At 73.8% G+C, this 19,776-nt stretch carries 14 protein-coding genes, 1 pseudogene and 1 riboswitch; of the genes and pseudogenes, 1 reads left to right on the top strand and 14 read right to left on the bottom strand.

Annotated elements, in window-relative coordinates; genetic code table 11:
• Nucleotides 1-932 precede the first annotated feature (932 nt).
• The 6 genes from cobC to cobM are packed head-to-tail and all read right to left on the bottom strand — an operon-like array spanning nucleotide 933 to nucleotide 7,259.
• Nucleotides 933-2,003 carry an Rv2231c family pyridoxal phosphate-dependent protein CobC gene (gene cobC, locus AB0G17_RS29945; RefSeq protein WP_361389541.1) on the bottom strand — a complete coding sequence of 357 codons (1,071 nt, stop codon included), beginning with the start codon at nucleotides 2,001-2,003 and terminating at the stop codon, nucleotides 933-935.
• Nucleotides 1,975-2,886, bottom strand: a complete 912-nt coding sequence (locus AB0G17_RS29940) for a sirohydrochlorin chelatase (RefSeq protein ID WP_361389539.1) — start codon at nucleotides 2,884-2,886, stop codon at nucleotides 1,975-1,977. Before AB0G17_RS29940 ends, cobC begins: the two co-directional genes overlap by 29 nt.
• Nucleotides 2,883-3,479 (bottom strand): precorrin-8X methylmutase, encoded by a 597-nt coding sequence (locus AB0G17_RS29935; protein WP_361389537.1) that lies wholly within the window; start codon nucleotides 3,477-3,479, stop codon nucleotides 2,883-2,885. The genes AB0G17_RS29940 and AB0G17_RS29935 overlap by 4 nt, the downstream gene beginning before the upstream one ends.
• A complete protein-coding gene (cobJ, locus tag AB0G17_RS29930) occupies nucleotides 3,476-5,188 on the bottom strand; it encodes a precorrin-3B C(17)-methyltransferase (protein ID WP_361389535.1) in 1,713 nt (570 codons plus the stop codon). The genes AB0G17_RS29935 and cobJ overlap by 4 nt, the downstream gene beginning before the upstream one ends.
• Nucleotides 5,185-6,435, bottom strand: a complete 1,251-nt coding sequence (cbiE, locus tag AB0G17_RS29925) for a precorrin-6y C5,15-methyltransferase (decarboxylating) subunit CbiE (RefSeq protein ID WP_361389533.1) — start codon at nucleotides 6,433-6,435, stop codon at nucleotides 5,185-5,187. The genes cobJ and cbiE overlap by 4 nt, the downstream gene beginning before the upstream one ends.
• Nucleotides 6,432-7,259: a precorrin-4 C(11)-methyltransferase gene (cobM, locus tag AB0G17_RS29920; RefSeq protein WP_361389531.1), complete on the bottom strand. Its 828-nt coding sequence runs from the start codon at nucleotides 7,257-7,259 to the stop codon at nucleotides 6,432-6,434. The genes cbiE and cobM overlap by 4 nt, the downstream gene beginning before the upstream one ends.
• 77 nt (nucleotides 7,260-7,336) lie before the next feature.
• Between cobM and AB0G17_RS29915 the strand changes: the two genes are divergently transcribed.
• Nucleotides 7,337-8,056, top strand: coding sequence for a ZIP family metal transporter (locus AB0G17_RS29915; RefSeq protein WP_361389529.1), 720 nt, complete (start codon nucleotides 7,337-7,339; stop codon nucleotides 8,054-8,056).
• A 44-nt stretch (nucleotides 8,057-8,100) separates the two neighbouring features.
• Here the strand turns inward: AB0G17_RS29915 and cobI are convergent, their stop codons facing one another.
• The 8 genes and pseudogenes from cobI to AB0G17_RS29875 all read right to left on the bottom strand — a co-directional run bounded on the left by cobI (nucleotide 8,101) and on the right by AB0G17_RS29875 (nucleotide 19,755).
• Nucleotides 8,101-8,829: a precorrin-2 C(20)-methyltransferase gene (gene cobI / locus AB0G17_RS29910; RefSeq protein WP_361389527.1), complete on the bottom strand. Its 729-nt coding sequence runs from the start codon at nucleotides 8,827-8,829 to the stop codon at nucleotides 8,101-8,103.
• Nucleotides 8,826-10,430 (bottom strand): annotated as a pseudogene (locus tag AB0G17_RS29905) (cobyrinate a,c-diamide synthase); the annotation flags it as partial. The gene cobI and the pseudogene AB0G17_RS29905, both read right to left, overlap by 4 nt.
• Before the next feature lie 2 nt (nucleotides 10,431-10,432).
• On the bottom strand, nucleotides 10,433-11,032 hold the full coding sequence (gene cobO / locus AB0G17_RS29900; protein ID WP_361389526.1) for a cob(I)yrinic acid a,c-diamide adenosyltransferase: 600 nt from the start codon (nucleotides 11,030-11,032) through the stop codon (nucleotides 10,433-10,435).
• The gene (locus AB0G17_RS29895) at nucleotides 11,032-13,038 is read right to left on the bottom strand and encodes a putative cobaltochelatase (RefSeq protein WP_361389524.1); all 2,007 of its coding nucleotides are present in this window, start codon (nucleotides 13,036-13,038) and stop codon (nucleotides 11,032-11,034) included. Before AB0G17_RS29895 ends, cobO begins: the two co-directional genes overlap by 1 nt.
• Entirely contained in the window at nucleotides 13,035-16,688 is a 3,654-nt protein-coding gene (gene cobN / locus AB0G17_RS29890; protein ID WP_361389522.1) for a cobaltochelatase subunit CobN, read from the bottom strand. Before cobN ends, AB0G17_RS29895 begins: the two co-directional genes overlap by 4 nt.
• Nucleotides 16,685-18,232 (bottom strand): cobyric acid synthase, encoded by a 1,548-nt coding sequence (locus AB0G17_RS29885; protein WP_361389520.1) that lies wholly within the window; start codon nucleotides 18,230-18,232, stop codon nucleotides 16,685-16,687. Before AB0G17_RS29885 ends, cobN begins: the two co-directional genes overlap by 4 nt.
• Nucleotides 18,229-19,158: a cobalamin biosynthesis protein gene (locus AB0G17_RS29880; RefSeq protein WP_361389518.1), complete on the bottom strand. Its 930-nt coding sequence runs from the start codon at nucleotides 19,156-19,158 to the stop codon at nucleotides 18,229-18,231. The genes AB0G17_RS29885 and AB0G17_RS29880 overlap by 4 nt, the downstream gene beginning before the upstream one ends.
• A 107-nt stretch (nucleotides 19,159-19,265) precedes the next feature.
• A riboswitch (cobalamin riboswitch) is annotated at nucleotides 19,266-19,408 on the bottom strand.
• A gap of 122 nt (nucleotides 19,409-19,530) precedes the next feature.
• Nucleotides 19,531-19,755 (bottom strand): hypothetical protein, encoded by a 225-nt coding sequence (locus tag AB0G17_RS29875; RefSeq protein WP_361389516.1) that lies wholly within the window; start codon nucleotides 19,753-19,755, stop codon nucleotides 19,531-19,533.
• Nucleotides 19,756-19,776: the final 21 nt, after the last annotated feature.

Raw genomic sequence — 19,776 nt, 5'->3', positions numbered from 1 at the left:
CTCGCCGCCCGCTACATGGCCGGAGTCCACCTCGCCGCACTCATCCTCTGGCTCCGCGAACCCCTCCGAGATCCTTTGTCAGACAGGCCCTAGTGGCTCGTCCACCAGGCGGCCCCGGTGCCTGCGGCTGTGGTTACGAGCGTGATTAGCCAACCGGGTACGCGCTGAAGTGTCATGCGAAATCCACCGATACGGATGTCCAGCGCCGGTGTCGTGCGGTTTGGCCGCATCAACAGATCCTCCATCAGGTTGGTGTCTGGCAGGGGCGTTTGGGGCCGGTCCCATGTCTTCACCATCCCCGAGATCGCGCCGGAGAGTGCACTCGGGGCTCACCATTGGGCTTAAAGGCGGCACTCAGTGTCACTAATTCTCGACCTATTTACCCATTGATATCGCCTTTGGGTAGTAACTCGGGCCCCTCGCTTTGTCACGCCGTGCCGGTGCGGTGCGTGTTAGGTCCCGCCCCTCCGAACGGCATGCCCTCCATGCCATGTCTGTCCGCTGGGCCGACGACCTTGAACCTCGGATGTCCAGAGCGACGCCGGATGAGCTGTCCGCGTGGGGCTGGGCGCTGCTGAGGGTGTCGGCTGCCAGCGTGCGGGACGAGCGGCCTGGGGACGCCGCTGACGCGCTCCGCCTGGCCCACGCTGCCGCTGTTGCGCTGGGACGGGAGCAAGCGCCCGGCGGTGACTTCCTACGGACGTTCGGGCCGACCACGGTAGCGATGAAGCGGGCCGAGAACGCGTCAGTCGTGCAGCGCCTCGACGAGGTGCTACGGCTGGCCTCTCTCGGGCCCGCTGGTGGGCTCCGCCCCACGTCGAACAACTGGAACCGTCACCTACTCGACGTGGCGAACGCCGAGGTTGAGCTACGGAACTATGGGCGCGCTGTCGAGAAGCTGACAGGGAAGGGCGGGCCGGGGCCCGCCCCCCTCAGGCCGACGCCAGCGTCAGCGCCTGGTCCAGTGCCTGGAGGAAACGGTTCGTCGTCGAACGGTCGCGGACCGCCAGCCGCAGCCATTCCGGTCCGAGGCCCGGAAATGTGTCGCCCCGCCGCGCCAGAAACCCCAGCCCCCGCAGCCGCGCCCGCACCTCCACCGCCGCGTCCATCCGTACCAGCACGAACGGCCCCTCTGCCGCCCCCACCACCCGTACCTCCTCGAACTCCCCGAGCCCCGCCACCAGATGCGCCCGGTCTGCGGCGAGGCGCTGGGCCGCCTCCTCCGCCTCCGCCAGTGCCCGTGGCGACACGCACGCCTCCGCCGCCACCAGGGCCGGCGTGGAGACGGGCCACAGCGGCTGGGCCCGCGACAGCGCGGTCACCAGCGACGGCTCGGCCAGGACGTAGCCGATCCGCAGGCCCGCCAGGCCCCATGTCTTGGTGAGGCTGCGCAGGACCACCAGGCCCGGCACGTCCGTACGCCCCGCCAGTGCCTCCCGCTCGCCCGGCACCGCGTCCATGAACGCCTCGTCCACCACCAGCGTCCGCCCGGGCCGGGCGAGCGCGGCCAGCACCCCGCCGGGGTGCAGCACCGACGTGGGGTTGGTGGGGTTGCCCACCACGACGAGGTCCGCCTCGGGAGGAACCATCGCCGGATCGAGCCGGAACCCGTCCTCCGGGCGCAGCAGCACCCGGCGGACCTCGTGCCCCGCGTCCCGCAGCGCCGCCTCCGGCTCGGTGAACTGCGGATGCACCACCACGGGGTGGCGGACCGGGAGTGCCCGCGCGAGCAGCACGAACGCCTCCGCCGCCCCCGCCGTGAGCAGCACCCGCTCCACCGGCAGCCCGTGCCGCGCGGCGACCGCCGCCCGCGCCGCCCGCCCGTCGGGGTAGGCGGCGAGCCCGGTCAGGGACGCGGCGATCCGCTCCCGCAGCCACTCCGGGGGAGTGCCCGCCCGTACGTTGACCGCCAGGTCGGTCAGACCGTCGCCGCCGTCACGGACCTCGGCGTCCCCGTGATGGCGCAGATCGTGCTCAGTGATGTGCGTGCGCATGGCTGCCATGGTGGTGATGATGGTGGCCGTCGTCGTCCGGGTGGAAGTGCGGCTGCTGGGGCAGTCCCACCTTGTCCTCGAAACCGGGCAGCGCGATCCGGTAGACACAGGAGTCGCAGTTCATCCGCAGATCCCCCTTCACCGCCTCCTCGTACCGCTCCATGACCAGCGCGTGCAGCTCCTCGGCCGCGCCGATGACGTCGGCCGAACGGACGTCGAGGCCGGGGTGCGCCGCCGCCCACTGCTCGGTCTGCTCCCGCACCCGGTCCGGCAGGATGCCGGTGAACAGGAAGTACGGCAGGACCACGATCCGCCGCGCGCCCAGCTTCTCGCAGCGGTCCAGGCCCGCCGGCACGTCCGGCGCGGCGAGCGAGACGAACGCCGTCTCCACACCCGCGTAACCGCGCCCCTCCCAGAACAGCCGGGCCGCCTTGTACACCTCGGAGTTGGCGTCCGGGTCGGTGGAGCCCCGGCCGACCAGGAGGACCGTCACCTCCGAGCGGTCGAGGTCGCCGATGACCTCGTCGACCCGGCGCTCCAGGACCGCGAGCAGCGACGGGTGCGGGCCGAGCGGGCGCCCGTACGTGTACGAGATGCCGGGGTGGCGCTCCTTCTCGCGGGTGAGCGCGGCCGGGATGTCGCCCTTGGCGTGCCCGGCCGACACCAGCATCAGGGGCACCGCGGCGAACCGCTTGACGCCCCGCTCCACCAGCGAGGTCACGGCCTCGCCGAGCGGCGGCGGCGACAGCTCGATGAAGCCGCCCGCGACGGGCAGCTCGGGGTTGCGGCGGCCGAGCTCCTCGACGAACGCGCGGAACGCCTCGGCCCCGGCGTCGTCCCGGGTGCCGTGCCCGGCGACGAGCAGTGCGGGCTTGGTCTGGGGGGTGGTCACTGGTTCTCCTTGGCGAGGGGGTGGTACAGAAGGGCGTTGAGCGCGGCGGAGGCCACCGCCGAGCCGCCCTTCTCGGAAACGTTGCTGACGGCGGGCAGACCGCTCTCGCGCAGTGCCTGCTTGGACTCGACCGCGCCGACGAAGCCGACCGGCAGGCCGATCACCAGCGCGGGCGCGGCGTCGAGGGTGAGGAGCTCTTCGAGCGCGGTGGGCGCGTTGCCGATCACCCAGAGCGCGCCGGGGCCCACCTCCTCGTACGCGAGCCGGATGGCGTGCGCCGAACGCGTGAGCCCGGGGCCGGAGTCGGCGTCCCGCAGTTTGCAGACGGTCTCGTACCGGGTGATCCCGGCCGCGACCATCTCCACGTCGGTGACGACGGGCGCCCCGGCGTGCAGCGCCGCGTGCGCCTTCACCAGCGACTCCTCGTCGCAGACCAGGTCCGTGGCGTAGCCGAGGTCGGCGGCGGAGTGGACGACCCGCTCCACCACGGCCCGCGTCAGCGGCGCGAAGTGCGTGGTGTCGAGGCGGGCGCGCATCCGCCGGTACGACTCCACCTCGATCGGGTGGACCGTACGCTCCCAGGGCCTGCTCACTGGGCCTCCCCGGCGGTCGCGGTCTGCCAGCGGTAGCCGCGCGGGGTCACCATGCGGCCGGCGATCTCACGGGTGGCCGTGTTGCCCACGGTCACGACCGTCATCATGTCCACGGTCGCCGGATCCAGCACGCCGAGCGTGGTGAGCCGGCTGCTCTCGTCGGGGCGCGAGGCGTTGCGCACCACGCCGACCGGGGTGTGCGGGGCGCGGTGTTCGGCGAGGATGCCGAGCGCCTTGGGCAGCTGCCAGTCGCGGCCCCGGCTGCGCGGGTTGTAGAAGGTCACCACGATGTCCGCCTCGGCGGCCGCGCGCACCCGGCGCTCGATGACCTCCCACGGCGTGTGCAGGTCCGAGAGCGAGATGGAGACGTGGTCGTGCCCCAGCGGCGCGCCCAGGATCGCGGCGGCGGCCAGCGCGGCCGTCACGCCCGGGACCCCGACCACCTCGATGTCGTCGGCGGCCTCGGCGAGCGCGGGCGACGCCATCGCGTACACCCCCGCGTCGCCCGACCCGATCAGCGCCACCGCGTGGCCCTTGCGCGCCTCGGCCACAGCGGTACGGGCCCGCTCCTCCTCGGCGCCGAGCCCCGACTCCAGCACCGTGGTGCCGGGCCGCAGCAGATCGCGGATCTGGTCCACGTACTGGTCGAGCCCGACGAGCACCGAGGCCCGGCGCAGCTCGTCCTTGGCGCGCGGGGTGAGCAGGTCCCGGGCCCCGGGCCCGAGCCCGACGACCGCGAGCCGCCCGCGCGGGGCGCGCCGCACCACCGCGCAGGTCGCCATCGCTGCCCGCCCCTGGGGGCTCGACTTCCGCTTCGGCACGAGGAGTTCACCGCCGCCCGCGAGCGCGGCGGCCTCCGCGACGGAGGGCGTCCCGACGGCGTCCAGGGGCGCGTCGGAAGGGTTCGGCACCTCGATACGGGAGAGCTCCTGCGCGCTGTACGTGGTGAGCGGCACCCCGAGCCGGGAGGCCGCCCCGACGATCCCCGGCTCCTCGGACTTCGCGTCCACGGTGGCCAGTTCGGCCACACTGAGGAGGCTGAGACCGGCGTCCCGGAGCGCGTCCTCGACGAGCCCGAGCACCTCGTCGACGGGCGCGCCCTTGGACGCGCCGACCCCGACGACCAGCGACTTCGGCCGCAACACGGCCTCTTCGGGCCCCAGTTCGAGGAGCCGGTCGGTGAGGTGGAGGGCGGCGGGGCCCTCGGCGGCGGGGCTCACGTTCGGGGGCAGCGCCGGCAGCGGCCACACCCCGTCCGCCCGCAGCGCCACCGGCGAGCCGTCCAGGACCGCGCGGGACACCGCCGCCACCGCGCCCTCCACCGGCAGGCCGAGGGTGTCCAGGCCCGGCACGCCCACCGCGTCCGTCGCCGTGGTCACCACCGGCGTACAGCCGAGGGCGTCGGCCACCTCGGCGGCCAGCGCGTTGGCGCCGCCCCCGTGGCCCCCGAGCAGCGAGACGGCGAAGCGCCCGCCCTCGTCCACGCAGACCACACCCGGGTCGGACGCCTTGTCTGCGAGGAGCGGGGCGAGCAGCCGGACCGTCGCGCCCGTGGCGAGGAAGCACACCAGCTGGTCGCACTCCGCGAAGGCCCGCTCCACGGCCTCCCGCACGGGTCCTTCGTACACCCGGACCCGGCCGGGCCAGGCCGTGGCCAGCCGGTCGCGGGCTGTGGCGCCCGCCGCCGTGGCGGAGATCAGGCCGATCACTGAACAGCTCCTTCTGGAACGTGGCTTGCGGGGCGGTCGCCCCACAGCAGGAAGACGGGATTGGTGGCGGCGAGCCGGGTCACGTCCCCGGGCAGCGGCGCGAGCCGCGAGGACTGCAGCAGCACGCCGTCGGTCTCCAGACCGGCCCCGGCCAGCGCCGCCCGCACCGCCGGGACGCGGTCGAGCGCCGCCAGCGCCACCACGACCGAGCGCCGGGCCCGCCGGGCGCACGCGGTCACGATCGCGGGCAGCTCGCGGCCGCCCCCGCCGATGAACACCGCGTCCGGATCCGACAGATCGGACAGGACCGTGGGAGCGGCGCCGTGCACCACCCGCACGTCCACGCCGTGCGCCGCCGCGTTGGCCCGGACGTGCTCGCAGCCCTCGGCGGTCTTCTCGACCGCGACCGCCGCCGCCCCGAACCGGGCGCACTCCACGGCCACCGAGCCCGACCCGGCCCCTATGTCCCAGACCAGATCGCCCAGGCGCGGCCCGATCCGGGCCAGCGCGAGGGCCCGCACCTCGGCCTTGGTGATCATCGAGTCGCGGTGGGCGAACGCGCTCTCCTCCAGCGCCCAGCGCTCGGGCGTGGCCCGGCTGCCCGCGACCGTACGCACCGGCGAGAGCGCCTTCTTCTCGTCCAGGCAGATGATCACGCTCACCGCGTCCCACTCCTGGGCCGCGGCCTCGGCCGGGCTCACCCGCACCAGCCGCTCCCGCTCCGGGTCGCCCAACGCCGACGCCACCACCAGGAGCCGCTCGGGTGCCCGGCGGGCCAGCTCGGCGCCCAGCTCGGCGGGCCCGGCGCCGGGCCCGGTCAGCACCGCGGTCTTGGGGTGCGCCCGGCACACGTTGGCGGCCGTGCGCAGGTCCCGCCCGTGCGCGCTGACCACCAGCGCGTCGTCCCAGGGCAGCCCCAGCCGGGCGAAGGCGACCGCCACCGAGGCGGTCCCCGGCCGTACGTCCAGCTCCTGCGGCCCGAACCGCTCGGCCAGCGCCCGTACGATCCCGAAGAACCCCGGGTCCCCGGAGGCCAGCACCACGGCCTTGCCGCCGCGCGCGCGGTGCTCGGCGATGGCGTCCAGGGCGGGCGCCAGCGGGCCGAGCACCACCTGCTTGGCCCGCGGCGGGACTTCGGCCGCCGCGAGATGGCGGGCGGCGCCGGTGACCAGCGTCGCCCCGGCCAGCGCCGCCAGGGCGTCCGGAGCCAGCGGCGCCCCCGTCCCCGTACCGATGACGGTGATCATGACGGGGAGCGCTCCGCCTTCTCGGCCTTCAGCGCGCGCCGGGCCGCCGGGTCCGCCCGGCGGAAACCGTGGAAGTGACCCGGGTGGTAGAGGTGCGAGCGGGTGCCGGAGGCCGACAGGGCCGGGCCGACCAGGAAGAGCGTGTGCTTCCAGAGCTTGTGCTCCTTCACCGTCTCCTCCAGCGTCGCGATCGTGCAGCGCAGCACCAGCTCCTCGGGCCAGGTCGCCTGGTACGCGATGACGACCGGGGTCGAGGTCGGATAGCCGCCCTCGAGCAGCTCCTCCACCAGCTGGCCCGAGCGGGCGGCGGACAGGAAGACCGCCATCGTCGTGCCGTGCCGGGCGAACTCGCGCACCTCCTCGCCGGGCGGCATCGGCGTCTTGCCGCCGCCGAGGCGGGTGAGGATGACGGACTGGGCCACCTCCGGGATGGTCAGCTCGCGCTGGGCGATCGCCGCGACCGCCGAGAACGACGAGACGCCCGGGATGACCTCGACCTCCAGGCCGAGCCCGGCCACCCGGTCGAGCTGCTCCTGGGTGCCGCCCCACAGCGCCGGGTCGCCGGAGTGGATGCGGGCGACCTTCAGCCCCTCCCGGGCGGCCCGTTCGTACACCCCCACGACCTCCTCCAGGGACATCGCCGCCGAGTCCAGGATCTCGGCGCCTTCGCGCGCGTGGTCCAGGACCTCGGCCTGCACCAGGCTCGCGGCCCAGATGACCACGTCGGCCTCGGCGATCGCCCGGGCGGCGCGGAACGTCAGCAGATCGGCGGCGCCGGGGCCGGCGCCGACGACGGTCAGCCTGCCGGTGGGGGCATCGGCCATGGGAGGGGTCCTCTCGTACGTCACACAGTCGGTAAAGCGAAATGCGCGGGGGTGGGTCAGTCGGTTAGCAAGGGCGCATGGTGGTGATCGTGGCGCTCGGCGCCTTCCTGATGACACTGGTCGGCGGCTGGACGGCCCAGCGCGTCACCGACCGGCGCCATCTGGTGCTGGGTCTCGCGGGCGGGCTGATGCTCGGCGTGGTCGGGCTCGACCTGCTGCCGGAGGCGCTGGAGGCGGCGGGCGACGACGTCTTCGGCGTACCGGCCGCGCTGCTGCTGTTCGTCGGTGGCTTCCTCCTCGCCCACCTGGTGGAACGCCTGCTGGCGGTGCGCCGGGCGGCCCACGGGGCGGACGAGAGGGCGCCGCAGGTGGGCCTGACGGCCGCCGCGGCGATGGTCGGGCACAGCCTGATGGACGGCATCGCGATCGGTGCGGCCTTCCAGGTGGGCGGCGGCATGGGCGCGGCCGTGGCGGTCGCCGTGATCACCCACGACTTCGCCGACGGCTTCAACACGTACACGATCACCAGCCTGTACGGGAACGAGAAGCGCAAGGCCGTCGCCATGCTCATCGCGGACGCGCTGGCCCCGATGATCGGCGCCGCCTCGACGCTGCTCTTCACCCTTCCGGCCGAGCTGCTCGGAAGCTATCTGGGCTTCTTCGGCGGAGTGCTGCTGTATCTGGCCGCCGCCGAGATCCTGCCCGAGGCCCACCACGACCACCCGGCGCGCTCGACCCTGCTGTGCACGGTCGCGGGCGTGGCCTTCATCTGGCTGGTGGTGGGGATCGCGGGCTGAGCCCGGCGCGGGGGACGGGACGGGGCGGGGAGCGGTCGGCGGGGTCACAGCTTGCCGCCGCGCCCGCCCTCGCGCCGCGCGGGCGCGATGAGCGTCGACAGGTACGGCAGCGCGCCGCCGTCGAGTTCGGCGGCCGGGCGGATGAACTCCTCGTCGAGGCCCAGCGCCGAGCCCCACACCGCGTCGTCGAGCCGGCCGGTGGCCCGCAGCGCCGCCGCGACCTCCCCGGCCTGACGCCCGAACTTGTACGCCACCACCGTGCCGGGCCCCTCAAGCGCGTCCTTGAGCACGGTCGCCCCGGCGGTGACGGGGACCAGGGTGAGCGGCTCGGTCCCCTCGGTGAGCACCGCGCCCGAGCGGGCCGCGAGGTCCTGCATCGCGGTGATCCCCGGCACGGTCACGATCTCCGTCCCCGGCACCAGCTCGGTGATGGTCTGGGCGAGATACGTGAACGTCGAGTACACATTGGGGTCGCCGATGGTCGCGAAGGCGACGCGCTCGTGCGCGCGCAGCAGCGCGGCGACCTTCTCGCCCGCCGCGTCCCAGGCCGCCTCGCGCCGGCCGCGGTCGGTGCGCTCGTTGAGCGCGAAGACGACCCGGACGACCTTGGCGCCGTCCACGTAGTGGAGGACGGTCGCCTCGGCGCGGCCGCGCTCCCCGGTGTCCATGACGGGCACGACGACGGCGTCGGCGGCCTGGAGCGCCTTGACGCCCTTGACGGTCACCAACTCCGGGTCGCCGGGCCCCACTCCGACTCCGACCAGCTTGCTCATGGCGTGCACCTCTCAACGAACCGACGGGCGATGGCGGGCCGGGCGGCCCAGTGCGTGTGCAGATAGCTCGCGTGCACGCCCTGCTGTACGAAACCTTCGACCCGGCGCTCCGGGTGCACCAGACCCCACGCGGGCGCGGGCCCCGCCCCCGGGTCGAGGACGGTCCGGTGGAACTCGTGGCCGCGCAGCCGGGTTCCGGCCTCGGTCAGGCAACTGTCGCCCACCGCCACGGCTTCGCGGTACCCGAGTGTCAGCCGTTCCGACATCCGCGCGTCGGCGTCCAGGACGCCGCACATGGGCTGTCCGTCGAGCGAACGCGCCAGATAGAGCAGGCCCGCGCACTCGGCGGCGACGGGCGCGCCGGAGTGTGCCAGCGCGCCGACGGCCTTGCGCAGGGGCTCATTGGCGCTGAGCTCCGCCGCGTACACCTCGGGGAAGCCGCCGCCGATCACCAATCCCGCGGTGCCGGGGGGAAGTTGCTCGTCCCGGAGCGGATCGAAGACGACGACGTCCGCCCCGGCGGCGGTGAGCAGTTCGGCGTGCTCGGCATACGAGAACGTGAAGGCGGGCCCGCCGGCGATGGCGACGACGGGGTGGCGGCCGGGGGTGTTCTCCCCCACCCCGCCCCTTCCCGAAAGCCCTCTGGCGGGCAGCCGGAAGCCTGCGTCCGTCTGCGGTCCGGTGGGGGTTGGTCGCGCAGTTCCCCGCGCCCCTGAGGCAACTCCAGCCCCTTCGGCGTGCGAGGAGCGGGGTCCGGGGCGGAGCCCCGAGGCGGGGTGCGGGGGCCGCAGGCCCCGCGCGGGGTCCGGGGGCGCAGCCCCCGGGTGACCACCTTCACCCACCCCCACCCCCGGAGGGTTCAGGGAAGGGGCGGGGTGGGGGAACACCCCCGCCGGGGACCACGGCTCGCACCCCAGCCCCGGCGCCGACCGAGCCAGCCCCAGCAGCGCGGCGAGGTCACAGCCCCGCCGCACCTGCTCCGCCATCGCCGCCACCGCGGCCACCGCGTCCGACCGCCGCTCGGCGACCGGGACGAGGCCGAGATGGCGGGACGGGGTGGACACCGGCGCGGCCCGCCGCAGTACGCCCAGCACCGGCACCCCCGCCTCGTCCAGCGCCTCCCGCAGCAGCACCTCGTGCCGGTCCGAAGCGACCTTGTTGAGGATCACCCCACCGATCCGCACCCCGGGATCCCAGGACGCGAACCCGTGCACCAGCGCCGCCACCGACCGCGACTGCGAGGACGCGTCGACAACCAGCACCACCGGCGCCCGCAGCAGCTTCGCCACCTGCGCGGTGGAGGCGAGCTCACCGCGCCCCGCCGCCCCGTCGTACAGCCCCATCACGCCCTCGACCACCGCGACGTCGCACCCCCGCGCGCCATGCGCGAACAGGGGAGCGATCAGCTCCTCGCCGCACAGATACGCGTCGAGGTTGCGCCCCGGGCGCCCTGTGGCCAGGGCGTGGTAGCCGGGGTCGATGTAGTCGGGGCCGACCTTGTGCGGGGACACGGAGAGACCGGTCGCGGCGAACGCGGCCATCAGGCCCGTCGCGACCGTGGTCTTCCCGCTGCCCGACGATGGGGCCGCGATGACGAGACGTGCTACCACTCGATGCCCCGCTGCCCCTTCTGACCGGCGTCCATCGGGTGCTTGACCTTGGACATGTCGGTCACCAGATCCGCGAAGTCCACCAGCTTCTCGGGTGCGTTGCGCCCCGTGATCACCACGTGCTGGGTGCCCGGACGGTCCCGCAGCACCGCGAGGACCTCGTCGGTGTCCACCCATCCCCAGTGCATGGGGTACGCGAACTCGTCGAGCACGTACAGCTTGTACGTCTCGGCCTCCAGGTCCCGCTTGACCTGCTCCCAGCCCTCGCGGGCCTTCTCCTCGTTGTCCATCTGGGCGTCGCGCTGGACCCAGGACCAGCCCTCGCCCATCTTGTGCCAGTCGACGCTCCCGCCCTCGCCGGATGCGCCCAGCACCTTCAGCGCGTTCTCCTCGCCGACCTTCCACTTCGCCGACTTGACGAACTGGAACACCCCGATCGGCCAGCCCTGGTTCCAGGCCCGCAGCGCGAGCCCGAACGCGGCCGTCGACTTGCCCTTGCCGATGCCCGTGTGCACCACGACCAGCGGCCTGTTACGTCTCTGACGGGTCGTCAGGCCGTCCTCCGGCACCACACTTGGCTGTCCCTGCGGCATCAGGCGGCCCTCCTGTTCGTCCCCTGTACGTCCTTGACCAGACCGGCGATCGAGTCGGCCCGCAGCTCGTCGAGCGTCACCGCAGGGCCGCCCAGCTCACGCGCCAGCTCCGCCGCGAGCCCGAGGCGCACCACGCCCGCCTCGCAGTCCACGACCACCGACGCGACCCCCTCGGCGGCGAGCAGCCGCGCCGACCGGCCCGCCAGCGCCACCGGGTCCACGCCACCGGTGGCCCGCCCGTCCGTCACCACCACGAGCAGCGGCCGCCGTGACGGATCCCGCATCCGCTCCACCCGCAGCACGTCGTGTGCCTTGAGCAGCCCGGCCGCGAGCGGGGTGCGCCCGCCCGTCGGCAGCGTCTCCAGGCGGGCCGCCGCCGCATCCACCGACGACGTCGGCGGCAGCGCCACCTCCGCGTCCTTGCCCCGGAAGGTGATCAGGCCGACCTTGTCCCGCCGCTGATAGGCGTCGAGCAGCAGCGAGAGCACCGCGCCCTTGACCGCGCCCATCCGCTGCCGGGCCGCCATCGAGCCGGAGGCGTCGACGACGAAGAGGACCAGGTTGCCCTCGCGGCCCTCCCTGGTCGCCTGGCGCAGATCGTCGCGCCGGACGACCAGACCGCGCCCAGAACGCCCGCGCGCCCGCTGGTGCGGCGCGGCCGCCTGGACCGTCGCCGCCAAGTGCAGCTTGGTGAGCGCGCCCTGCGGACGGCGGGCGCCGGTGGTGCGCCCCTGCGCCGTACGAGCCCGGGAGCGGCGCCCGGCCGCGCCCTCGCCCAGCCCCGGCACGCTCAGCATCTTCGTACGGAACGGCTCGCCCGCCCGTACGGCCTGCTGCTCTCCGGCGCCGGACGGCTGCGGCTCGCCGCCCTCGCCCGCCTCGGGGCGCGCGGGAGTGTCCCCGGCGCCCGCCTCCGGCGTCGGACCACCGTCCTGCGGCGGCTGACCGCCCCCGCCGCCCGGTCCGTCCGGATCCGGGTCGTCGTCCTCGCCCTGGTCCCCGCACTCCTGCAGGGTGTCGTCGAGCTTGTCCTCGTCGAGGCCGGGGGCGTCGAACGGGTTGCGCCGGCGCCGGTGCGGCAGGGCCAGCAGCGCCGCCTGCCGTACGTCCTCGGCGAGCACGTCCGTACGCCCCGCCCAGGCGGCCAGCGCCGTTGCGGTGCGCGCCATCACGATGTCGGCCCGCATGCCGTCGACCTCGAAGGCGGCGCAGGTCGCGGCGATCTGCCGGAGCGCGGCGTCACCGAGCCGCACCTCGGGCAGCAGCGCGCGCGCCGCGACGATCCGCGCCCGTACGGAGCTCTCCTCGTCGGCCCAGCGTGCGGCGAACGCGGCGGGCTGGTCGTCGTAGGCGAGCCTGCGGCGGACCACCTCGACCCGCTGGTCCGGCTCCCGCGAGGCCTTCACCTCGACGGTCAGCCCGAACCGGTCGAGGAGCTGGGGCCGAAGCTCCCCCTCCTCGGGGTTCATGGTCCCGACGAGCAGGAACCGCGCGGCATGCCGTACGGAAACGCCCTCGCGCTCGACGTACGAGGCACCCATGGCGGCGGCGTCGAGGAGGAGGTCGACCAAATGGTCATGGAGCAAGTTGACCTCGTCCACGTACAGGATCCCGCGGTGGGCGTGGGCCAGCAGGCCGGGCTCGAAGGCCTTCACGCCCTCGGCGAGCGCCCGCTCGATGTCGAGCGCACCGACGAGACGGTCCTCCGAGGCACCGACCGGCAGCTCCACCATCCGAGCGGCCCGCGCCGCCCCGGTCCCGGCCTCGTGCGGCCCGTCCGGGCACGCCGGGTCGGGCGCCGCCGGGTCACAGGAGAACCGGCACCCGGTGATGACGTCGACCTCGGGCAGCAGCGCCGAGAGCGCCCGCACGGCGGTCGACTTGGCGGTGCCCTTCTCGCCCCGGACGAGGACGCCGCCGACCGCCGGTGACACCGCGTTCAGCAGCAGCGCGAGACGCAAGTCGTCCTGACCGACGATCGCGGTGAACGGATAAGGCGTGCTCATGCGTCGTCACCCTCCAGGTCGCCCTCAAGCTGCAGATAGGTCGCGCGGAGCTGCTCCAGCGTCTCCGCGTCCGGTTCGGCCCACAGGCCCCGGTCGGCCGCTTCGAGCAGCCGTTCCGTGATGCCGCGCAGCGCCCACGGGTTGGACTTCCGCATGAAGTCCTGGTTCTCCGGGTCGAAGACGTACTCGGCCGACAACTTCTCGTACATCCAGTCGTCGACCACGCCCGCCGTCGCGTCGTACCCGAACAGGTAGTCCACGGTCGCGGCCATCTCGAAAGCGCCCTTGTAGCCATGGCGCCGCATCGCCGCCATCCAGCGCGGGTTGACCACGCGCGCGCGGAAGACGCGGTGGGTCTCCTCGCCCAGGGTGCGGGTCTTGATCTGGTCCGGGGTCGCCGAGTCGCCCACGTACGCCTCCGGGGACTCGCCCGTGAGGTGCCGCACCATCGCCACCATGCCGCCGTGGTACTGGAAGTAGTCGTCCGCGTCGACCAGGTCGTGCTCCCTCGTGTCGACGTTCTTCGCCGCCACCGCGATCCGCCGGAACGCCGTCTCCATGTCGCCCCGCGCCGCGCGCCCGTCCAGCCCGCGCCCGTACGCATAGCCGCCCCACACCGCGTACACCTCGGCCAGGTCCGCGTCCGAGCGCCAGTTGCGCGCGTCGATCAGCGGGAGCAGGCCCGCCCCGTACGCCCCCGGCTTGGAGCCGAAGATACGGGCCGTGGCGCGGCGGCGGTCGCCGTGCTCGGCGGTGTCCTCGTCGGCGTGCGCCCGGACGTAGTTGGACTCGGCCGGCTCGTCCAGCTCCGCAACCGTGCGCACCGCGTCGTCGAGCAGGCCGACCACGTGCGGGAACGCGTCCCGGAAGAAGCCCGAGATGCGGACCGTCACATCGATGCGGGGACGGCCCAGCTCCGCGATCGGGACCACCTCGAAGCCGGTGACGCGCCGGGACGCGTCGTCCCACACCGGGCGGCAGCCGAGCAGCGCCAGGATCTCGGCGATGTCGTCACCCTGGGTGCGCATCGCGGAGGTGCCCCAGACGGTGAGGCCCACGGACTTCGGGTACTCGCCGTTGTCCGCGAGGTAGCGCTGCACCAGCGAGTCCGCCAGCGCCTGGCCGACCTCCCAGCTCAGCCTGGACGGGATGGCCTTGGGGTCGACCGAGTAGAAGTTCCGGCCGGTCGGCAGGACGTTGACCAGGCCCCGCGTGGGGGAGCCCGACGGGCCCGCCGGCACGTAACCGCCGTCCAGCGCCCGCAGGATGTGGGTGATCTCGTCCGTCGTACGGGCCAGGCGCGGCACCACTTCGCGGCAGGCGAAGTCGAGGACCGCCACGGCCGGGGCGAGTTCGGTGCCCAGGACCTCCGCCACCAGGGGGCCGCACGCGGCCGCCGCCCAGTCGCGCTCCTCCATGCCCTCCGCCAGGCGGCGGCACAGCTGCTCCAGCAGGTCCACGGCGTCCGCCGCGCTCCGCGCCGGGCCCTCGACCCGGTCCGTGAGCTCCACCGGCACCTTCAGCGGCGCGCCCGGCTCGGCGAGCAGCTCCTTCTCCACCAGGCCGAAGTGCTCGGCCAGCGACGCGCGCAGGCCCGGCAGCGCGTTGGCCTGGCCGCCCCACACCTGGGAGGCGCGCAGCACCGCGAGCACCAGGTTGACCCGGGGCTCGGCCTCGGGGCCGCCGCCGAGGATGTGGAGTCCGTCGCGGATCTGGACGTCCTTGATCTCGCAGAGATAGCCGTCGATGTGCATGACGAACTCGTCGAAGTCGCCGTCGTCCGGCTGCTCGTCGATGTGCAGGTCGTGGTGGAGTTCGGCGGCCTTCACCAGCGTCCAGATCTGCGCGCGCACCGCCGGGGCCTTCGTCGGGTCGAGGTCGCTCACCAGCGCGTACTCGTCGAGGAGTTGCTCCAGTTTGGCCAGGTCGCCGTAGGTGTCGGCGCGGGCCATCGGCGGGACCAGGTGGTCCACGACCGTGGCGTGGCCGCGCCGCTTGGCCTGCGTGCCCTCGCCCGGGTCGTTGACGATGAACGGGTAGACCAGCGGCAGATCGCCCAGGACCGCGTCCGGGCCGCAGCCGGAGGAGAGGCCCAGGCCCTTGCCGGGCAGCCACTCCATGGTGCCGTGCTTGCCCATGTGGACGATCGCGTCGGCGCCGAAACTGTTCTCCAGCCACCGGTACGCCGCCATGTAGTGGTGCGACGGCGGCATGTCGGGGTCGTGGTAGATCGCGATCGGGTTCTCGCCGAAGCCGCGCGGCGGCTGGATCATCACGACGACGTTGCCGAACTGGAGGGAGGCGAGCACGATCTCGTCGCCGTCCACGTACAACTGGCCCGGGGGCTCGCCCCAGTGCTCCAGCATGCCGTCGCGCAGCTCCGGCTCCAGCTTCTCGAACCAGGCGCGGTAGTCGGCGAGCGGCACGCGCGCGGGGGCGGCCGCCAGCTGCTCCTCGGTGAGCCACTCCACGTCGTGGCCGCCCGCGTTGATCAGGCGGTGGATCAGCTCGTCGCCGTTGTCCGGGTGGCCCTCCACCACGTAACCGGCGTCGCGCAGCGCGTCCAGGACGCGCACGGCGGAGGCGGGCGTGTCCAGGCCCACCGCGTTGCCGACGCGGGAGTGCTTGGTCGGGTACGCGGTGAAGACCAGGGCGAGCTTCTTCTCCGCGTTCGGCTTGTGCTTCAGGCGGGCGTGGCGCACCGCGATTCCGGCGACCCGGGAGGCCCGCTCGGGGTCGGCCACGTACACCGGCACGTCGTCCGGGCCCTGCTCCTTGAAGGAGAAGGGGACGGTGATCAGCCGGCCGTCGAACTCGGGGATGGCGACCTGCATCGCCGCGTCCATGGGGGAGAGGGCGGCGTCCGACGCCTCCCATGCCGCCTTGGACGAGGTGAGGCAGAGCCCTTGCAGCACCGGCACGTTCAGGTCGGCCAGGGCGCCGATGTCCCACGCCTCCTCGTCGCCGCCCGCGCTGGCCTGCGACGCGGTGGTGCCGCCCGCCGCGAGGACGGTGGCGATCAGCGCGTCCGCCCGGCCCAGCGTCTCGTAGAGCGCCGGGTCGGCGCCGCGCAGCGAACCCACGTACACCGCGAGCGCGTTGGCGCCCTGGGCTTCGATGCGGTCGCACAGCACGTCGACGAAGGCGGTGTTGCCGGAGAGCTCGTGGGCGCGGTAGAAGAGCACGCCCACCGTGGGGCGGCCCTCCACGTACGCGCGCGTGCCGTGCACGCCCCACTCGGGCATCTTCTCCGGCTCGGCGAAGCCCACGCCGGTCAGGAGCACGGTGTCGGAGAGGAACCGGGACAGCTCCACGAGGTTGCCCGGTCCGCCCTCGACCAGATAGCGCAGTGCCTCGGCGACCACGCCGGCCGGGACCGACGACTCGGCCATCAGCTCCGCGTCCGGCACCGACTCGCCGCCGAGCAGCACCGTCGGGACGCCGGACGCCTTCAGGGCCGCCAGCCCGTCCTCCCAGGCGCGCTTGCCGCCCAGCAGGCGCACGACGGCCACCGACGCGCCCTCGATGAGCGCGGGCAGCTCCTCGGCCACGTCGATACGGGTCGGGTTGCCGATCCGGAAGGGCGCCCCGGAGGCCCGGGCCGCCAGCAGATCCGTGTCGGCGGTCGACAACAACAGCACAGTGCTCATGCGGGTGCTCCAGGTGCGATGAAGGGAAGTCCGGCGGGCGCGCCCTGCTCGATGAGCCGCATGAGCGCGTCCGTGTCCGCGTGTTCTTCGATGAGGTCGCCGAGGCGGTCCAGCTGCTCTTCGCGCAGCGCGCCGAACGACGTGTCCGGGGCGGGCACGAAACGCCGTCCGGCGGCGCTCGCGACCCGCTCCAGGAACCGTCGCCTGAATCCGTCGCTCTCAAGTGATCCGTGCCAGTGCGTGCCCCAGACCGCACCGACCCGGCATCCGTCCAGAAAGGCTTCCCCGCCCAGCACTTCGGCGACGCCGTGGTGGATCTCGTATCCCTCCACGGGCTCGCCCAGCGCCTCGCCGGTCGGCCGTGCAAGTGTCTTCTCGGCCGCGAACCGCACCCGTACGGGCAGCAGTCCGAGCCCCGCCACGGAACCCGCCCGTGACTCGACCTCGTCCTCGATGTGCTCTCCGAGCACCTGGAACCCGCCGCAGATCCCCAGCACCGGACGCCCCTCGGCCGCCCTGCGCGCCAGCTCCCGCGCCAGCCCCCGTTCCCTCAGCCATTCCAACGCCCGGACCGTGCCCCGGGTTCCCGGCACGACGACCAGATCCGCGTCGGCCAGTTCCTCGGGCCGGTCCACGAACCGTACGATCACGCCCGGTTCGGCGGCGAGGGCGTCGACGTCGGTGAAGTTCGACATCAGCGGCACCGCGCAGACCGCGACCCGCAGCACGTCCTCGCCGACCGGCGGCGCCACCACGGACTCGCGCACGGCGCCCCGCAACGACACCCTCCCCCGAGCTCTCGAACTTCCTCGAGCAGGGGGGACCCCCATGCCGTCCTCCTCGTCGATGCCGAGCCCGTGCGCGAACGGCAGGATCCCGTACGTGTGGCGCCCGGTGAGCCCGCGCAGCATGTCGATGCCGGGTTCGAGCAGCGAGACGTCGCCCCGGAACTTGTTGACGATGTACCCGGCGACCAGTGCCTGGTCCTCGGGGCTCAGCAGCGCCGTCGTCCCGAAGAACGAGGCGAACACCCCGCCCCGGTCGATGTCGCCGACCACCACCACCGGCAGCTTCGCGGCGCGCGCGACGCCCATGTTGACGATGTCGGTACGCCGCAGGTTGATCTCGGCCGGACTGCCCGCCCCCTCGCAGATCACGGCGTCATATGTGCCCCGCAGCCGCTCCAGGCAGTCCACGACGGTGCCGAGAAGCGCCTCCTGGCGCCCGCCGTGGTAGCCGCTGGCGCTCAGTTCGCCGACCGGCTTGCCCATGAGTACGACCTGGCTCGACCGATCGCTCCCCGGCTTGAGCAGCACGGGGTTCATCAGCGCGGACGGCTCGACGCGCGCCGCCTGCGCCTGCATCGCCTGCGCGCGCCCGATCTCGGCGCCCTCGCGCGTGACGAACGAGTTGAGGGACATGTTCTGTCCCTTGAACGGCGCGACCTTCACGCCCTGACGCACCAGCCACCGGCAGATCCCGGCGGTGACGACGCTCTTCCCGGCGTCCGAGGTGGTGCCCGCGACCAGCAGTCCGCCGCTCATGTTCGTACCTTCCTCACCGCGATCGCCACGCCCAGCGCCAGCCAGCCCACCCGGCGCGACAGCCGCACCGCCCGCTCGATGTCGGGGACTTCCACCGCCCGGCCGCCCCCGTTCAGGACGGGCCGGTGCTCGACGCGGCCGCCGTACGAGAGCGTGCCGCCGAGCCGTACGCCCAGCGCGCCCGCGAACGACGCCTCGACGGGGCCGGCGTTGGGGCTGGGGTGTTTGCGAGCGTCGGTCCGCCACGCGCGCGTGGCGGCGCGCGGATTACCTCCGGCGACCACCGCGAGCGCGGCGGTGAGCCGGGCGCCCGGCCAGCCCGCCACGTCGTCCAGGCGCGCCGAGGCCCATCCGTACCGCAGATGGCGCGGCGAGCGGTGGCCGACCATCGCGTCCAGCGTGTTGACCGCACGGAACGCGACCAGACCCGGCACTCCCGCGAGCGCCCCCCACACCAGCGCGCCCACGACGGCGTCCGAGGTGTTCTCGGCGACGGACTCGACGACCGCGCGCGCGATGCCGGGCGCGTCCAGGGACTGCGGGTCGCGTCCGCACAGATGGGGCAGACGTGCGCGGGCCGCCTCGACGTTCCCGGCCTCCAGGGCCGCGCCGATCGCGCGGGCCTCCCGGCCCAGTGAAGTGCCGCCCACGACGGCCCAGGTGGCGGCGGCGCTCAGCGCCACGGAGGCGGCGGGTCGGCGTCGTACGGCACGGGTGGCGAGCAGCGCGGCGCTAGCGGCGCCTCCGGCGCACACGGCGGTGTGCAGCGCGCCCCAGCCCCGGTGGTCGCGCCACAGCGCGCGCTCCACGGCGGCCGCGGCACGGCCGAACGCGGCGACCGGGTGCCCGCGGCGGGGGTCGCCGAGGAGGAGGTCGCCGAGGAGACCGGCGGTGGCGCCGTACGCGAAAGTGCGATCGGCACGCATGGGGTCAGCCCGCCGCAACGCCGAGAAGGGCTCTGGTACTTCCGGGGGGTGCCGGCAACAGGCAGGCGCGCATGGCGGTATGTCCTCACTCAGGGTGTCCGCGCCCTGGTACGACGTCGACCGGCGGTGAGAGTTCCTGGCTCACGGGGATGATTCCCCGATGACAGTGGCGGGACCGCGCCGGATTCGCACCGGCTTCCTCTTCTGCCGCCGTAAATGGCTCGGGCAGTCCACCATGCCCGGGAACGCCCGTCAACTCACTGCTGACCTGCGACGGGAGAGTGTGCGCAGGCACACAGGGAACCGCCCCCCGGCGGGGCCGGAGGGCGGTTCTGGGGTGCGTGGGGCGCTGTGCGCGGGCTGCTCGCCGGACTACTTGGCGACGATCAGATTGATGCCGTACGCGACGGCCGCCGCGCAGAGCGCGAAGCAGAGGTAGGCGGTGGTGCGGGCCACGGCGACGTTGCCCTTGCCGGCCGTGGCGGACTGCTGCTTGCTGAGGCCGACGATCCCGACGGTGAACAGGCCCACCAGGCCGACGGTGACGATGAGGCTGACACCGAAGACGGTGCCGAGAGCTGCCCAGTCGATGTGCATGACGATTCCTTAGGGGTGCGC

This window comes from Streptomyces sp. NPDC023838 (assembly GCF_040639555.1).
GTDB lineage: Bacteria > Actinomycetota > Actinomycetes > Streptomycetales > Streptomycetaceae > Streptomyces.
This window is presented reverse-complemented; position numbering and strand designations above follow the sequence as displayed.

Excerpts from the sequence above, each read along its gene's own strand:
- cobC (WP_361389541.1), bottom strand. The coding sequence starts at position 2,003 with ATGGCAGCCATGCGCACGCACATCACTGAGCACGATCTGCGCCATCAC.
- cbiE (WP_361389533.1), bottom strand. The coding sequence starts at position 6,435 with ATGATCACCGTCATCGGTACGGGGACGGGGGCGCCGCTGGCTCCGGAC.
- cobM (WP_361389531.1), bottom strand. The coding sequence starts at position 7,259 with ATGGCCGATGCCCCCACCGGCAGGCTGACCGTCGTCGGCGCCGGCCCC.
- AB0G17_RS29915 (WP_361389529.1), top strand. The coding sequence starts at position 7,337 with ATGGTGGTGATCGTGGCGCTCGGCGCCTTCCTGATGACACTGGTCGGC.
- cobI (WP_361389527.1), bottom strand. The coding sequence starts at position 8,829 with ATGAGCAAGCTGGTCGGAGTCGGAGTGGGGCCCGGCGACCCGGAGTTG.
- cobO (WP_361389526.1), bottom strand. The coding sequence starts at position 11,032 with ATGCCGCAGGGACAGCCAAGTGTGGTGCCGGAGGACGGCCTGACGACC.
- AB0G17_RS29895 (WP_361389524.1), bottom strand. The coding sequence starts at position 13,038 with ATGAGCACGCCTTATCCGTTCACCGCGATCGTCGGTCAGGACGACTTG.
- cobN (WP_361389522.1), bottom strand. The coding sequence starts at position 16,688 with ATGAGCACTGTGCTGTTGTTGTCGACCGCCGACACGGATCTGCTGGCG.
- AB0G17_RS29885 (WP_361389520.1), bottom strand. The coding sequence starts at position 18,232 with ATGAGCGGCGGACTGCTGGTCGCGGGCACCACCTCGGACGCCGGGAAG.
- AB0G17_RS29880 (WP_361389518.1), bottom strand. The coding sequence starts at position 19,158 with ATGCGTGCCGATCGCACTTTCGCGTACGGCGCCACCGCCGGTCTCCTC.
- AB0G17_RS29875 (WP_361389516.1), bottom strand. The coding sequence starts at position 19,755 with ATGCACATCGACTGGGCAGCTCTCGGCACCGTCTTCGGTGTCAGCCTC.